This window comes from Pseudomonas sp. Pseusp97, assembly GCF_047304025.1.
In the GTDB taxonomy this organism is placed as follows: Bacteria; Pseudomonadota; Gammaproteobacteria; order Pseudomonadales; family Pseudomonadaceae; genus Pseudomonas.
This window is the reverse complement of record NZ_JBGLYK010000148.1, coordinates 1-14,867: the sequence shown is the minus strand read 5'-3', so window position 1 is coordinate 14,867 and position 14,867 is coordinate 1. Positions and strand designations below refer to the sequence as shown.

Below are 14,867 nucleotides of genomic sequence, written 5' to 3'. Positions count from 1 at the left end.
GATGGAGCAGTCTGGTAGCTCGTCGGGCTCATAACCCGAAGGTCGTAGGTTCAAATCCTGCTCCCGCAACCAGACACCAAGAAGAAAGCCACTCTTAGGAGTGGCTTTTTTCGTTGTGCCGGAAAAAGATCGCCCACCGGTGGCGTCTCACGGATCAGGAAAATACTCTTCCGGGGACTTGGGAATTCGCGTCAGTGCCCCTACTCTGTCGCGCTAAATCGATTGAGGTGCCCGATGAGCGCCAACCCCGCCACACCCGATATCCCTGCCGCCGACGACGCTCCCGCACGAGCGACCTGGCTCAACTGGGTCAACGCCAACCGCCAGGCACTCGGCCTGGGCGTCACCCTGGTGCTGTTCAGCCTGGCGCTGATCGCCTGCTATCACCTGCTGCGCGACATCGACGCCTACTCCCTGCACGACGCCCTGCTCGACGTGCCCACCGCCTCGCTGCTCGGCGCTTTCGCCGCCACCGTGGTCGGCTTCGTCTTCCTGCTCGGCTACGAATGGTCGGCCAGCCGCTTCGCCGGCGTGAAGCTGCCCGTACCGGCCCTGCTGACCGGCGGCTTCTCCGCCTTCGCCATCGGCAATGCCGTGGGCCTGTCGATGCTTTCCGGCGGCTCGGTGCGCTACCGCCTTTATGCCCGCCAGGGGCTGGGTGCGGGCGACGTTGCGCTGATGACGCTGTTCGCCAGCCTGTCGCTGGGCTGCGCGCTGCCGGTGCTGGCGGCGCTCGCCGCGCTGAGCGACCTCTCCGACGCCTCGCTGGCCCTGCATCTGCCGCAGTGGCTGGTGGCCGTGCTGGCGCTGGGCATCATCGCCCTCTGCCTGTTGCTGGTGGTTGCCGTGGAACGTCGGCGCCTGCCGGAGCAGCCCTCGCCCGACAGCTACCTGGTCCGTTTCGGCAAACGCACGCTGCGCCTGCCGGGCCTGCGCCTGTCGCTGCTGCAACTGCTGATCACCGCGCTGGATGTGGCCGCCGCGGCCACCGTGCTTTATCTGCTGCTGCCGGAAGCCCCGCCCTTTGGCGCTTTCCTGCTGGTCTACCTGATCGCCCTGGCGGCTGGCGTGCTCAGCCATGTCCCAGGCGGTGTGGGCGTGTTCGAAGCGGTACTGCTGGCGGCCTTCGCCAACCAGCTGGGCGCCGCGCCGCTGGCTGCGGCACTGCTTTTGTATCGCCTGATCTACGTGGTGCTGCCGCTGCTCATCGCCTGTCTCCTGCTGCTGTTCCTCGAGGCCCGCCGCGTACTGGTAGCCAAGCAGGCGGTTCGCGTGGCCTCCGGCTTCGCCGCGCAGATCCTCTCGCTGCTGGTATTCCTCTCCGGCGTCGTGCTGCTGTTCTCCGGCGCCACGCCATCGATCGACACTCGCCTCGACGACATCGGTTTCCTCGTGCCGCACCGCCTGATCGACGCCTCGCACCTGGCCGCCAGCCTGATCGGCGTACTCTGCCTGCTGCTCGCCTATGGCCTGCGCCGCCGACTTTCAGCCGCCTGGGCGCTGACCATCGGGCTGCTCAGCGCCGGCGCGGTGCTCTCGCTGCTCAAGGGCTTCGATTGGGAAGAAGCACTGATCCTCAGCTTCACCGCCATCCTGCTGGTGATCTTCCGCAGCGCCTTCTACCGCCGCAGCCGCCTGATGGACCTGCCCTTCTCGCCGCTCTACCTGGGCGCGGCCGCCTGCGTCATCGCCGCGTCCATCTGGCTGCTGCTGTTCGCCTACCAGGACGTCCCCTACAGTCACGAGCTCTGGTGGCAGTTCGCCCTGGATGCGGACGCCCCGCGCGGCCTGCGCGCCGCCCTGGGCAGTTGCCTGCTGCTGGCCGCGCTGGCGCTGTACTGGCTGCTGCGTACTGCACCGCCGGCGATCCATGCCCCGACCCGCGAGGAACTGGATACCGCCGCCCGCATCCTGGCCAACTCCGCGCAGCCCGACGGCGGCCTCGCCCTGTCCGGCGACAAGGCGCTGCTGTTCCACGAGGGCAACGACGCCTTCCTGATGTATGCCCGCCGCGGCCGCAGCCTGGTGGCGCTGTTCGATCCGGTCGGCCCGGCCCAGGCGCGCGCCGAGCTGATCTGGCAGTTCCGCGACCTCTGCGATCTGCACCACGCGCGCCCGGTGTTCTACCAGGTGCGTGCGGAGAACCTGCCGCTGTACATGGACATCGGCCTGACCGCGCTCAAGCTCGGTGAGGAGGCGCGGGTCGACCTGCGCCGCTTCGACCTGGAGAGCAAGGGCAAGGAGATGAAGGACCTGCGCTACACCTGGAACCGCGGCCAGCGCGACGGCCTGAGCCTGGAATTCCATGATGCAGGGCAGGCGCCGATGGCCGAGCTGCGCGCCATCTCCGATGCCTGGCTGGGCGGCAAGAATGTCCGCGAGAAGGGCTTCTCCCTCGGCCGCTTCACTCCCGATTACCTGCGGTACTTCCGCGTCGTCGTGGTCCGTTTCCAGGGCCGCGCCGTGGCCTTCGCCAACCTGCTGGAAACCTCCGGCAAGGAACTGGCGAGCATCGACCTGATGCGCGTGGCCCCCGACGCCCCCAAGCTGACCATGGAGTTCCTCATGCTCGGCCTGATCCTGCATTACAAGGAGAGCGGGCACACCCGCTTCAGCCTCGGCATGGTGCCCCTGGCCGGCTTGCAGCCGCGCCGTGGCGCCCCGCTGACCCAACGTCTCGGCGCGCTGGTTTTTCGCCGGGGTGAGCAGTTCTACAATTTCCAGGGGCTGCGGCGCTTCAAGGACAAGTTCCAGCCCGACTGGGAACCCCGTTACCTGGCCGTGCCCGCCGGACTGGATCCGCTGGTGGCGCTGGCCGATACGGCCGCCCTCATCGCAGGCGGCCTGAGTGGATTGGTAAAACGCTGATATGTTGAAACGACGCTGGCGACACCTGCTCGCCCTTCTCCTGCTGGTCATCATCGCCGTGGGCCTGCTGCTGTGGAGCCGCCCGGCTTCCCAGGCGACCCTCGAACACCGCCAGCTCGCCGACGGCAGTGCCGTCGCCCTGGCCAATCCCGGCAAGCAACCGAACGCCCGTGTCCTGCTGGCGGTGCAGGCCGAGCAGAAACTCGACGACGGCCAGTTGCTGGCCCTGGCCCACGACAGCGGCGCCCGCGTGGTGCAGTTCGTCTTCCCGGAAAACGACTGCGCGGCCCAGCAGGCCCGCATCAAGGCTGCCGCAGAACTGCTCGACGGCCAGCCGACCCTGGTCGCCGGCATCGGCCCGGGCAGCGCCTGGGCGTTCCGCTGGCTCGCCGGGCAGAGCGACGACAAGGCCAAGGCCCTGTCGGTCGGTTTCTCCCTGGAGAAACCCGATTGCGCCGCCACCCCGTTGCCGACGACTGCTGCCCACGGCCACTGGCTGGCCGCCTGGAACGACAACCCGGACGACGCCAGCGCGCGCTTCGCCCGCAGCCTGCAGAACGCCGAGACGGTGATCAGCGACTACGACACGCCGCTGCCCAAGGTCCTCGCCGACCAGCTGCGCCAGCTGCTGCAAGGCGGCGGCAACAACGTGCCAGTGGTAGAAGTCCCGGCCGCCAAGCCTTCTGAAACCGTCACCCTGTTCTACTCGGGCGATGGCGGCTGGCGCGACCTCGACCGCGACGTCGCCGCGCAGATGGCCGAGCTGGGCTACCCGGTGGTGGGCGTCGATGCGCTGCGCTATTTCTGGGAGCACAAGACCCCGGAACAGAGCGCCGCCGACCTCGCCCTGCTGATGCAGCACTACCGCGAGAAATGGGGCGCCAAGCACTTCGTGCTGGCCGGCTACTCCTTTGGCGCCGACGTGCTGCCGGCGATCTACAACCGCCTGCCGGCGGACGCCAAGAAGGACGTCAGCTCGGTGATCCTGCTGGCCTTCGCCCGCAGCGGCAGCTTCGAGATCGAGGTCCAGGGCTGGCTCGGCAAAGCCGGCCAGGAAGCCTCCACCGGGCCGGAAATGGCCCGCCTGCCGGGACCGAAGGTGCTCTGCGTGTATGGCATCGAGGAGAAGGACGAAAGCGGCTGCACTCAGCCGCAATCGGTGGGCGAGAACCTGCAATTGCCCGGCGGCCATCACTTCGACGAGGACTACCCGGCCCTGGCCAAGCGCCTGGTGAACGCCATCCGCTCCCGCCAGTCAGCCGCCGACGAAGGCTGACCGACATCAAAAGGGCCGCAATGTGCGGCCCTTTCACTTTGCCTTGACGGTGTTTCAGGCACGCTTAAGGCTCTATGCTCAGTCTGACAGCCCCGTCGTCAGAACGCGGCGTACGAAAAAGAGCCACACAAGGAACCGTCATGAGCCTTTCCAAGTCCCCGTCCCGCTACGGCAGCCTGTCCATCGCCCTGCACTGGATCATGCTGGTGCTGATCGCCGCCACCTACTTCTGCATGGAGTACCGCACCAACTTCCCCAAAGGCAGCGACACCCGCGCGCTCTTCTCCCAGTTTCACTTCATGTTCGGCCTGAGCGTGTTCGTACTGGTCTGGCTGCGCATCATCGGCCGCTTCATCTACCCCAGCCCGCCGATCGTTCCCGCCCCGCCAGCCTGGCAGATGGCCCTGGCCAAACTCGTGCACCTGGCGCTCTACGGTTTGATGATCGGCCTGCCGCTGGCCGGCTGGATCATCCTCAGCGCCGCCGACAAACCGGTGCCGTTCTGGGGCCTGGAGCTGCCGCACCTGGTGGACAAGAACCCGGACCTGGCCAAGCAGGTGAAGTACTGGCACGAGACCATCGCCGTGCTCGGCTACTGGCTGATCGGCCTCCACGCGCTGGCCGCGCTGTTCCACCACTACATCAGCCGCGACAACACCCTGGTGCGCATGCTGCCGGGCAAGGGCGAGGCGAAGCCGGAATAGATATTCAAGGCCCGGACCACCAGGTCCTGTAGGAGCGAGCTTGCTCGCGAACCCGCCCAACGCCAACATCGCCCAGTAGGCACATAACCCGGAACAGGGTATCCGCCGATGCCACAGCGGCGGATAACGCTGGCGCGTTATTCGCCCTACGGTCTGTGCCATGCGGTTCGCGAGCAAGCTCGCTCCTACGAAGAGCCATCCTGCCGGTACGGCAGCGCCGAGCGGGCCTCTTCGGCGTAGGCGAGGATTCCCGCCCTCTCCCCCACCAGGAATTCTTCCACCGCCTCACGCAGCCCCGGATGCCCCAGGCGATGCCAGGAGCGCGTGATCACCGGCTCGAAGCCACGGATCAGCTTGTGCTCGCCCTGCGCCCCGGCGTCGAAGCGTTTCAGCCCGTGCTCGATGGCGAAGTCCAGCCCCTGGTAGAAGCAGGTCTCGAAATGCAGCCGGTCGAATTCCGCCAGGCAGCCCCAGTAGCGGCCGTACAGCGTGTCGCCGCCCAGCAGGCTGAAGGCCATGGCCACGGGGCGGCCCTGCTGGTGGGCGAAGACCACGCGGATCGCCTCGGGCATGCGCTCGCCGATCAGGCTGAAGAACGCCCGACTCAGGTAGGGTGCCTGCCCACGCACCTCGTAGGTGCTGCTGTAGCAGGCGTAGACGAAGTCCCAGTGCGCCTCGGATAACTCGCGCCCTTCCATCCAGACGAAATCCAGCCCTAGCCCGGCGACCTGCTCGCGCTCCTTGCGCAATTGCTTGCGCTTGCGCGAACTCAGCGCATCGAGAAAGTCCTGGAAGTCGCGGTAGCCACGGTTGCTCCAGTGGTACTGGCAGCCCAGGCGCTCCAGCCAGCCATCGGCATCGCGCAGCAGCGCATCGGCGGCAGGATCGGTGAAGTTCACGTGCACGCCGGAGCAATGCCCCTCGTCCACCACACCCGCCAGCGCACCGACCAGGCTCAGCGCCGCCTCCGGCGCGCCCAGCAGGCGAGCCCCGCCGACCGGCGTGAAGGGAATGCCCACCAGCAGCTTGGGGTAGTAAGGGATGCCGGCGCGCAGGCAGGCGTCCGCCCAGCTCCAGTCGAACACGTACTCGCCGTAGGAATGGCTCTTCAGATAGGCCGGAGCAGCGGCCAGCAGGCGGCCATCATCCTCCAGCAGCACGCGATGGGACGGCTTCCAGCCGGTACGGCCGCCGACGCTGCCGCTTTCCTCCAGTGCCGAGAGAAAGGCGTGGCGCAGGAACGGCTGATCGTCCGGCAACAGGGCATCCCACTGGCGGGCGTCGATTTCGGCGAGGCGGGAAAGGGTCTGGATTGGCATGGCCGACAGTCTGGCGCGCGGCGCCGACCTTGGGAAGATTCACGCGGGAAATCTCCGGCGAAGGCGCCATTCGCGTTCGTCGGTATCCGGCGGAAAGGGCCGTCCGATTGGTCTATGTTCCCGGTTAGAAAGGCTTGCCGGCGCCCGTCGCCGGTCTCGTTCCGCCCGCGTGCGTCGCGGGCCGTTGGCACCCGCCAGGAGGACGCCCCATGAGCCTGATGCAATGCGAATACCGCAAATACACCATCACCGCCGATGTCATCGAACACCCCGGCCTGCCTACCCCCTGGGCCGGCGGCTGTCACATCACCGCCCCCGACGGGCAGACCACCCGGCGCAAGACGCTGCCGGTGGAATTCGCCTTCATGTCGGACCTGGAGAAGGCCCAGCACGCCTCCATCGCCCACGGCAAATGGCTGGTGGACCAGAGCCTGGACCACGACCGGCGGCTGTTCTGATCAGCCGCCCACGAAGCCCGGCTCGTCACTGACCGGCATCTCCGACAGGCGCACCTGCAGCGCCAGGAATTCCAGCGCCGATGCCCGCCAGGTCTGCCCATGCGCCCACTGCGCGCAGGCCTGGCGATCCACTTCCAGCGCACGCAGGCAGGCGCTGCGCAGGTCCGCATCCATCGCCCCGGTGATGCCCTGTTCCAGTACATCCAGCGGGCCCGCCACCGGGAATGCCGCCACCGGCGTGCCGCACGCCAGCGCCTCGTGCATCACCAGGCCGAGGGTATCGGTCAGCGACGGGAAGACCAGCACACTGGCGCTGCGGTAGGTCTGCGCAAGTTCGTCGCCGTGGCGATAGCCAAGAAACTCGGCCTGTGGATAAGCCGCTTCGAGCACGGCCCGCTGCGGGCCATCGCCCACCACGCGCTTGCGTCCCGGCAGATCGAGAGCGAGGAAGGCTTCGAGATTCTTTTCCCGTGCCAGCCGGCCGACATAGAGGAACACCGGCTCCCGCGTCGGTGCGCCCTCGCCCGGCTGGAAGCGCTGGATATCCACGCCCTTGCGCCATAGCGCGAGGTTGGCAAGACCCTGCGAGGCGAAAGTACCGCGCATGCGCTCGCTGCTGACCAGCACAGCCGCACTTGGCGCATGGAAGCGCCGCAGGAAGGCGTAGCCCCAACCCAGCGGCAGCCAGGGCCAGCGGGCGTTCACGTATTCGGGAAAGCGTGTGTGGATGGCGCTGCTGAACTTCAAGCCCCGGCGCACCATCCAGCGCCGGGCGGCCCAGCCCAGCGGGCCTTCGGTGGCGAGGTGGACGCAGTCGGGAGCGAAGCCGGCGATCTTCTCGCCCACCTTCCACAGGTCCCACGCCAGTGGAATCTCCGGGTAGCTCGGGCAAGGCCGGTGACGAAAGTCCTGCGGAGTGACCAGCCCGACCACGTGACCCAGTCCTTCCAGCTCGGCCACCAGCGCCTTCAGGCTGGTGACCACGCCGTTGACCTGCGGTTGCCAGGCATCGGTGACGATCAGCAGCCTCATGCCGCCGACTCGACCACCGCGGGCGCCTCGACGCGCGCCTGCTCCTCGGCCAGTCGATAGAGCTGGATGCTGCCATCCCAGTGCTCGATCAGCGCCGAGCAGGACTCCACCCAGTCGCCGCAGTTGAGGTATTCCACCTCGCCGATCCGGCGGATTTCCGCGTGGTGGATGTGCCCGCAGACCACGCCGTTCAGGCCGCGCTTGTGCACCTCGTGGGCGATGGCCTCCTCGAAGTCGCTGATGAAGTTCACCGCCGTCTTCACCTTGTGCTTGAGGTACGCCGACAACGACCAGTAGCCGTAGCCATAGCGGCTGCGCCAGTGGTTGAGCCAGCGGTTGAGGGTCAGGGTGAACTCGTAGGCGGAGTCGCCGAGGAAGGCCAGCCACTTGTGGTAGCGGGTGATGACATCGAACTGGTCGCCGTGGATCACCAGCAGCTGGCGGCCGTCGGCGGTGGTGTGGACGATCTCGTCGACCAGGCGGATGTTGCCCAGCAACAGCGAGGAATAGCGGCGCAGGAACTCGTCGTGGTTGCCGGTGACGTAGATCACCTCGGTGCCGCGCTTGCTCATGGTCAGCAGGCGGCGGATCACGTTGGTGTGCGCCTGTGGCCAGTAGATGCCGCCGCGCAGCTTCCAGCCGTCGATGATGTCGCCCACCAGGTAGATGCGGTCGGCGTGGTAGCGCTTGAGGAAGCCGGCCAGGTGCTCGGCCTGGCAGTCGCGGGTGCCCAGGTGGACATCGGATATCCACAGGGTACGTACCCGTTGTTTCTTCGTCGGCGTCATGCGTTGCGCACTGCTCATCGTCGGCGACCTCCGGTAGGGTTTCCCGAAGTGTCGGCGCGTGCGGTGAAGCGAAGGTGACCGACTGGCGACAGTCCCGTTACAGCCCCCGGCGCGCTAGACTGACGACTCGCCCGCCAGCCCATGAAGCAGCCTTGCATGAGCCAAATACTCTCCCTGCGCCACTACAGCCACGACCACCTCGCCCACAGCCACAGCCATGCGCAACTGGTGCTGGGGTTGTCCGGCAGCCTGGATTTCGAAGTGGGCGGGCGCGGCAGCCTGGTGACCCGGCAGACCTTCGCCGTGGTCCCGCGCGACGAGCACCATGCCTGCGCCAGCCCCGACGGCAGCCGCTGCCTGGTGGTGGACCTGGAAGACGAGGAAGACCTGCTCGGCAGCCTCGGCCTGCATAGCGACGCCGGCCGCCGCCTGCTGGAAACCCCCGGCCAGCGCCTGCTCAGCAATGACCAGGCGCAGCTGGTGCACTGGCTCGCCGGCAGCTCGCTGCATGACCCGGTGCTGGCGCGCCAGGGCGCCATCCTGCTGCTCGCCAGCCTCGCCGCCGGCCAGCAGCGCATCGAGGAACCGGCGCAACTGCCGCTGGCCAGCCTCGACAGCTACATCGACCGGCATGCCGCGCATCCGCTGCAGGTGGCCGACCTGGCGCGGCTCGCCGGGCTGTCCGCCGCGCGCTTCCACGCCCGCTTCCTCGCCGAGACCGGGCAAACACCCATGGACTACGTGCGCCAGCGCCGCCTGCAACTGGGCCGCGACCTGCTGCGCGGCTCGCACCAGTCGGTCGGCGAGATCGCCGCGCAGGTCGGCTACGCCTCGCAGAGTGCCTTCACCGCGGCCCTGGTGCGCCAGTTCGGCATCACTCCGCGCCAATTGCGTCAGCAGGCGCGCGACAATTCCCGCTAGCCGCGCGACAGACAGCCGCGCGCCCCGGGCTTAGACTGCCAGCCATCGAACCGCATAACGAACGGGAGCAACGATGTCGGCAGACACCATCGAGTGGCAGGATTTCGAGCGCGTCGAACTGCGCGTGGGCACTATCATCCAGGCCGAACCCAACGTGAAGGCGCGCAAGCCCGCCTACATCCTCCAGGTCGACCTCGGCCCGCTGGGGATCAGGACCTCCAGCGCGCAGATCACCGAGCACTACGAAGCCAGCGAGCTGATCGGCCGCCAAGTGCTGTGCGTGTGCAACTTCGAGCCCAAGTCCATCGCCGGCGTGCGCTCGGAAGTGCTGGTCACCGGCGCCTACGACAGCGAGGAGAAGGTGGTGCTGGCCGGTTTCGACAAGCCGCTGCCCAATGGCGCGCGGCTGGCCTGACCTTCGTTTCACCGCGCGCCGGCTGGCCGGGCGCGCTTCCCTCTTTCCAGATTTTCTCTTTCCAGATAAGGCTCCGCCACTACGGTCGGTGGGGGCTCAGGCATGAAGAGCGTTACTCAACTCACTCCCCGCGGCGCCCTGATCGGCCTGCACATCGGCGCCCTGATGTTCGGGCTGTCCGGCATCTTCGGCAAACTCATCCTCGCCGGCCCGCTGGTCATCGTCTTCGGCCGCGCGCTGTTCGGCTCGCTGTCGCTGGCGGCGGTGTTCGCCGGACATCTGCGTCAGCAGAAGCGCCCGACGCTGAAACAGGCCGCCATGCTGGTCGGTGGCGGCGTGCTGCTGTGTACGCATTGGTTGACCTTCTTCCTCGCGGTGAAGGTGGGCAACGTGGCAGTGGCCACCCTCGGCTTCGCCAGCTTCCCGGCGTTCACCGTCCTGCTGGAGGGATTGCTGTTCCGCGAACGTATCCGCAAGGGCGAGTACCTGGTGGTGGCGCTGGTTTGCATCGGCCTGGTGATGGTCACGCCGACCCTCGACCTGCGCGACGGCGCCACTGCCGGGCTGCTCTGGGGCACCCTCTCCGGCCTGCTGTTCGCCCTGCTGTCGCTGGCCAACCGGGTGAGCGTGCGCGGTATCGATCCGATCCAGGCGGCGCTGTGCCAGAACCTGACGATCATCGCCTGCCTGCTGCCGCTGGTGCTGCTGGAGCTACCGTCGATACGCGGCATGGACTGGCTCTGGCTGGTGGCGCTGGGCGTGCTCTGCACCGGCGTCGCCCACAGCCTGTTCGTGGCCAGCCTGCGCCTGATCAAGGCGCGCACGGCGGCGGTGATTTTCGCCCTGGAGCCGGTCTACGGCATCGCCTTCGCCGCCGTGCTGTTCGGCGAACAGCCGAGCCTGCGCATGCTGGCGGGCGGCGTGCTGATCATCTTCGCGACTTTTCTCAGTGCGCGCGGGTCGCACTAGCCGCGTAAATCCTCATGCCGGCTCTACTGTAGGAGCGAGCTTGCTCGCGAACCACTTGGCACCACAGCAGGGCCCGTTCGCGAGCAAGCTCGCTCCTACAAGGGCGGAATCGGCGCGGGGCATAAAGAAGGCCGCCCCGCAGCGTGCGAACATCGAACCTTGCCCCGGGGAGGGAATGCCAAGGATTCATCGCACGACAGCCTGCGTGGCGGCCTGTTCGGTTTGGTGCTGGTGGATAGTGTCTCGCGGCGAGCAGCAGCCGAGTGTCAGCACTGGGTAAAGACAGGGTAAAAAACCCGATACAAGCGCTATCGGCCTTGATTCAGCAGCCACTGGCAATAGCGCTGCACGCCCTGCTCCACGCCCATCAGCGGCGCGCGGTAACCCGCCTCGCGGAGGAAGGCGATGTCGGCGCAGGTGTAGCACTGGTACTTGCCGCGCAGTTCATCCGGGAACTCGCTGTACTCCAGCAATCCGGCGCGGATCGCCGCCTCCAGGGTCAGCGGCTGCAGGTCCTGCTGTTCGCGCAGGGTATTGATGACTGCCATGGCCACGTCGTTGAACGGCTGGGCGCGGCCGCTCCCGAGGTTGAAGATGCCGCTGCGCTCGGGGTTGTCGAGGAAGTAGAGGTTGACCTTGGCCACGTCCTCCACCGAGACGAAATCGCGCAGGTGGCCGCCGGCCGGGTAGTCGCCATACTCGCCGAACAGGCTGACCTTGCCCGTCTCGCGGAACTGGTTGAAGCAGTGGAAGGCCACCGAGGCCATGCGCCCCTTGTGCTGCTCGCGCGGGCCATAGACGTTGAAGTAGCGGAAGCCCGCGACCTGGGTGCGCGCAGTGGGTAGCACCTTGCGCACGCGCTGGTCGAAGAGGAACTTCGAATAGCCGTAGACATTCAGCGGCCGCTCGCAGGCGCGCATCTCGCGGAATTCGTGGCCGCCGCCGTACACCGCTGCCGACGAGGCATAGAGGAACGGCACGCCCAGCGACAGGCTGGCGTCGAGCAACTCGCCGCTGTAGCGGTAGTTGTTGTCCATCATGTAGCGCCCGTCGCGCTCCAGTGTGCTGGAGCAGGCGCCCTGGTGCAGCAAGGCGCGCACTACGCCGAAGTCGCCGCGGGCGTAGCGCTCGATGAAATCGCGCTTGTCGAGGTAATCACTGATGTCGCAGTCGGCGAGGTTGGCGAACTTGTCGCCCTCGGTCAGGTCGTCGACCGCGATGATGTCGGTCTCGCCGCGCTGGTTCAGCGCCTTGACGAGGTTGCTGCCGATGAACCCGGCAGCGCCTGTGACGATGATGCTCATGGCGGGCATCCTTTGCGGAGAATGGATGCCACCAGACTAAAAGCGAGACGCAAGTCTCCTTTTGATATGAAGCAAAGAAGTTAGCCAGCTAACGAAACTAATGGGCGGATGGGACCACGAGGGCTCAGGGTCGGTCGTTGTGGCCCAGGTCACGCTGCGGATCGATGCGGTCGCGCACCCGCTGCTTGAGTACCTTGGCCTCGGGGAAACCGCCGTCGGCCTTGCGCTCCCAGATCTGTTCGCCGTCGCAAGCAATGTGGAAAACCCCGCCGGTGCCCGGCACCAGGCTGACCTTGCCCAGGTCGTCGCCGAAGGTGCTCAGCAGTTCCTGAGCCAGCCAGGCGGCGCGCAGCAGCCACTGGCACTGGGTGCAATAGGTGATGAGGATTTCGGCTTTGGCTTCGGACATGAATCAGACCCTGCTGTAGGACGCGACCCTATAATACCGGTCTGAAACGCTCTACCGGACACTTCTCTTCATGCGCCGACTGCTGTTCGCCCTCCTCCTTTTCCTTCCCCTCGGCACCCTGGCGGCGAATACCCCGCCGAAAATCGGCCTGGTCCTGTCCGGTGGCGCAGCGCGGGGCCTCGCGCACATCGGCGTGCTCAAGGCGCTGGACGAACAGGGCATTCATGTCGACGCCATCGCCGGCACCAGCATGGGTGCGGTAATCGGCGGCCTGTACGCGGCGGGTTATACGCCCAGGGAACTGGAACAGCTGGCGTTGGGACTGGACTGGCAGCAGGCGCTGTCCGATTCGCCGCCACGGGTCGACGTGCCCTTCCGCCGCAAGCAGGACGACCGCGACTTCCTGGTGAAGCAGAAACTCAGCTTCCGCGATGACGGCACCCTCGGCCTGCCGCTGGGCGCGATCCAGGGGCAGAACCTGTCGATGCTGCTGGAGAGCCTGCTGGTGCACACCAGCGACACCCGCGACTTCGACCAGTTGGCGATTCCCTTCCGCGCGGTGGCCACCGACATTTCCACCGGCGAGAAGGTGGTGTTCAGCAAGGGCCACCTGCCCCAGGCGATCCGCGCCAGCATGTCGATCCCGGCCGTCTTCGCCCCGGTGGACGTCAACGGCAAGCTGCTGGTTGACGGCGGTATGGTCGACAACATCCCGGTGGATGTGGCGCGGCAGATGGGCGTCGACGTGGTCATCGTGGTCGACATCGGCAACCCGCTGGCGGATCGCAAGCAACTGTTGACCGTGGTGGACATGCTCAACCAGTCCGTCACCCTGATGACCCGCAAGAATTCGGAGGCGCAACTGGCCACCCTGAAGTCCAGCGACGTCCTGGTGCAGCCGCCGCTCAGCGGCTACAGCTCCACCGACTTCGGTCGCGTGCCACAGCTGATCGACGCCGGCTACCGCGCCACCAGCATCCTCGCCCCGCGCCTGGCGACGCTGCGCAAGCCCGCCGATACCGAGGCGCTGGCCCTGAGCGAAGCGCGCACGCCGGGCGAGCGCCGTCCGGTGATCGATCGTATCGAGGTGGAGAACAACTCCAAGGTCAGCGATGACGTCATCCTCCATTACATCCGCCAACCGCTGGGCGAACCGCTGGACCTGGAACGCCTGCAACGCGACATGAGCACCCTTTACGGCCTGGATTATTTCGACCAGGTGCAGTACCGCGTGGTGCACAACAAGAAGGACAAGGAAGGCAAGGCCGGCAACGCGCTGGTGATCCACGCGTACGGCAAGCGCAGTGGCACCGACTACCTGCGCCTGGGCCTGAACCTCTCGGACGACCTGCGCGGCGACAGCACCTTCAACGTCGGCGGCAGCTACCGCATGAACGGCATCAACCGCCTCGGCGCGGAATGGCTGACGCGCCTGCAGTTCGGCGACAGCCAGGAGCTCTACAGCGAGTTCTACCAGCCGCTGGACGTGGGCTCGCGCTACTTCGTCGCCCCTTACCTGTTCAACCAGGCGCAGAACGTCGAGGCCACGCAGGACGACGATCCCATCGCCGAATACCGCCTGGAGCGCTACGGCTACGGCATCAACCTCGGCCGGCAGATCGCCAACAACGGCGAATTCCGCCTCGGCGTCGCCCAGGCCTTCGGCAAGGCCGATGTGCGGGTGGGCCAACAGGACCTGCCCGACTACCACTTCAATGAAGGCTACGCCCAGCTGCAGTATTCCTTCGACACCATGGACAACGTGGACTTTCCCCGCGAAGGCGAGAACATCCAGACCTCGTTCCGCGAGCACACGCCGTCCCTGGGCGACGACGACCGCTACCGCCAGTGGGATTTCCATCTGGACAAGGCACTGAGCAGCGGCCCGAACACCTGGGTGCTGGGCGGGGGCTACGGTCGCACCCTCGATGACGCCGACGTGGTGGTGTCGAGCTTCCTCCTCGGCGGCGCGCGGCAGCTCTCCGGCTACCGCCAGGACGCGCTGTCCGGACAGAACTACAGCCTCGGGCGGGTCATCTACTACCGGCGCATGACCGAGCGTTCCTTCCTGCCGCTGGACTTCCCCTTCTACCTGGGCGGCAGCCTGGAGCGCGGGCGGGTATGGAACAACGACAACAGCTACGACACCGGCTACGTCAACGCCGGCAGCATCCTCATGGGCTTCGAGACACCGCTGGGGCCGCTGTCCTTCAGCTACGGCCTGAACGATGCGAGCGAGCACGCGGTGTACATCAACCTGGGGCGCAACTTCTGAGCCCTCGCGCAGAAGGAACCGGCAACCTGTAGGAGCGGGGGTTGTGGGGGACCGGGGGTTGGGGGGGGGTTGTGGGGGGGGGGTGTCGCGCCAAGCCGGGCCGAGAGAAGCGGGGGGGGGGTTTGCCGG

At 66.9% G+C, this 14,867-nt stretch carries 13 protein-coding genes; 8 read left to right on the top strand and 5 right to left on the bottom strand.

The annotated features are described in order from the left end of the window. The first annotated feature begins 234 nt into the window (after positions 1-234). From mprF to ACCC94_RS20815, 3 genes are all read left to right on the top strand, one after another. A complete protein-coding gene (gene mprF, locus ACCC94_RS20825) occupies positions 235-2,868 on the top strand; it encodes a bifunctional lysylphosphatidylglycerol flippase/synthetase MprF (protein WP_413351425.1) in 2,634 nt (877 codons plus the stop codon). Between the two features lies 1 nt (position 2,869). Beyond that, positions 2,870-4,144 carry a virulence factor family protein gene (locus ACCC94_RS20820; protein ID WP_413351424.1) on the top strand — a complete coding sequence of 425 codons (1,275 nt, stop codon included), beginning with the start codon at positions 2,870-2,872 and terminating at the stop codon, positions 4,142-4,144. 140 nt (positions 4,145-4,284) lie between these two features. After that, entirely contained in the window at positions 4,285-4,848 is a 564-nt protein-coding gene (locus ACCC94_RS20815; protein ID WP_413351423.1) for a cytochrome b, read from the top strand. A gap of 185 nt (positions 4,849-5,033) precedes the next feature. Here ACCC94_RS20815 and ACCC94_RS20810 read toward each other — a convergent pair whose 3' ends face one another. Further along, entirely contained in the window at positions 5,034-6,167 is a 1,134-nt protein-coding gene (locus tag ACCC94_RS20810) for a GNAT family N-acetyltransferase (protein ID WP_413351422.1), read from the bottom strand. A gap of 209 nt (positions 6,168-6,376) precedes the next feature. On the opposite strand from ACCC94_RS20810, the gene ACCC94_RS20805 reads away from it, so the two are divergent. After that, positions 6,377-6,625: a hypothetical protein gene (locus ACCC94_RS20805; protein ID WP_413351421.1), complete on the top strand. Its 249-nt coding sequence runs from the start codon at positions 6,377-6,379 to the stop codon at positions 6,623-6,625. Here the strand turns inward: ACCC94_RS20805 and ACCC94_RS20800 are convergent, their stop codons facing one another. Beyond that, positions 6,626-7,657 carry a glycosyltransferase family 4 protein gene (locus ACCC94_RS20800; RefSeq protein WP_413351420.1) on the bottom strand — a complete coding sequence of 344 codons (1,032 nt, stop codon included), beginning with the start codon at positions 7,655-7,657 and terminating at the stop codon, positions 6,626-6,628. Beyond that, the gene (locus ACCC94_RS20795; RefSeq protein ID WP_413351419.1) at positions 7,654-8,463 is read right to left on the bottom strand and encodes a UDP-2,3-diacylglucosamine diphosphatase; all 810 of its coding nucleotides are present in this window, start codon (positions 8,461-8,463) and stop codon (positions 7,654-7,656) included. Before ACCC94_RS20795 ends, ACCC94_RS20800 begins: the two co-directional genes overlap by 4 nt. A 138-nt stretch (positions 8,464-8,601) precedes the next feature. Here ACCC94_RS20795 and ACCC94_RS20790 point away from each other — a divergent pair, with 138 nt between their 5' ends. The 3 genes from ACCC94_RS20790 (at position 8,602) to ACCC94_RS20780 (ending at position 10,750) form a co-directional block, all read left to right on the top strand. Then, on the top strand, positions 8,602-9,366 hold the full coding sequence (locus tag ACCC94_RS20790) for an AraC family transcriptional regulator (RefSeq protein ID WP_413351418.1): 765 nt from the start codon (positions 8,602-8,604) through the stop codon (positions 9,364-9,366). Positions 9,367-9,439: 73 nt separating this feature from the next. Continuing rightward, on the top strand, positions 9,440-9,781 hold the full coding sequence (locus ACCC94_RS20785; protein WP_413351417.1) for a tRNA-binding protein: 342 nt from the start codon (positions 9,440-9,442) through the stop codon (positions 9,779-9,781). A gap of 102 nt (positions 9,782-9,883) precedes the next feature. Continuing rightward, the gene (locus ACCC94_RS20780; RefSeq protein WP_413351416.1) at positions 9,884-10,750 is read left to right on the top strand and encodes a DMT family transporter; all 867 of its coding nucleotides are present in this window, start codon (positions 9,884-9,886) and stop codon (positions 10,748-10,750) included. A gap of 308 nt (positions 10,751-11,058) precedes the next feature. On the opposite strand, the gene rfaD is transcribed toward ACCC94_RS20780, so the two are convergent. Both rfaD and ACCC94_RS20770 read right to left on the bottom strand, forming a co-directional pair. Further along, positions 11,059-12,054 carry an ADP-glyceromanno-heptose 6-epimerase gene (gene rfaD / locus ACCC94_RS20775; RefSeq protein WP_413351415.1) on the bottom strand — a complete coding sequence of 332 codons (996 nt, stop codon included), beginning with the start codon at positions 12,052-12,054 and terminating at the stop codon, positions 11,059-11,061. A 124-nt stretch (positions 12,055-12,178) separates the two neighbouring features. Then, positions 12,179-12,463 (bottom strand): SelT/SelW/SelH family protein, encoded by a 285-nt coding sequence (locus ACCC94_RS20770; RefSeq protein ID WP_413351414.1) that lies wholly within the window; start codon positions 12,461-12,463, stop codon positions 12,179-12,181. Between the two features lie 70 nt (positions 12,464-12,533). On the opposite strand from ACCC94_RS20770, the gene ACCC94_RS20765 reads away from it, so the two are divergent. Then, positions 12,534-14,738 (top strand): patatin-like phospholipase family protein, encoded by a 2,205-nt coding sequence (locus ACCC94_RS20765; RefSeq protein WP_413351413.1) that lies wholly within the window; start codon positions 12,534-12,536, stop codon positions 14,736-14,738. Positions 14,739-14,867: the final 129 nt, after the last annotated feature.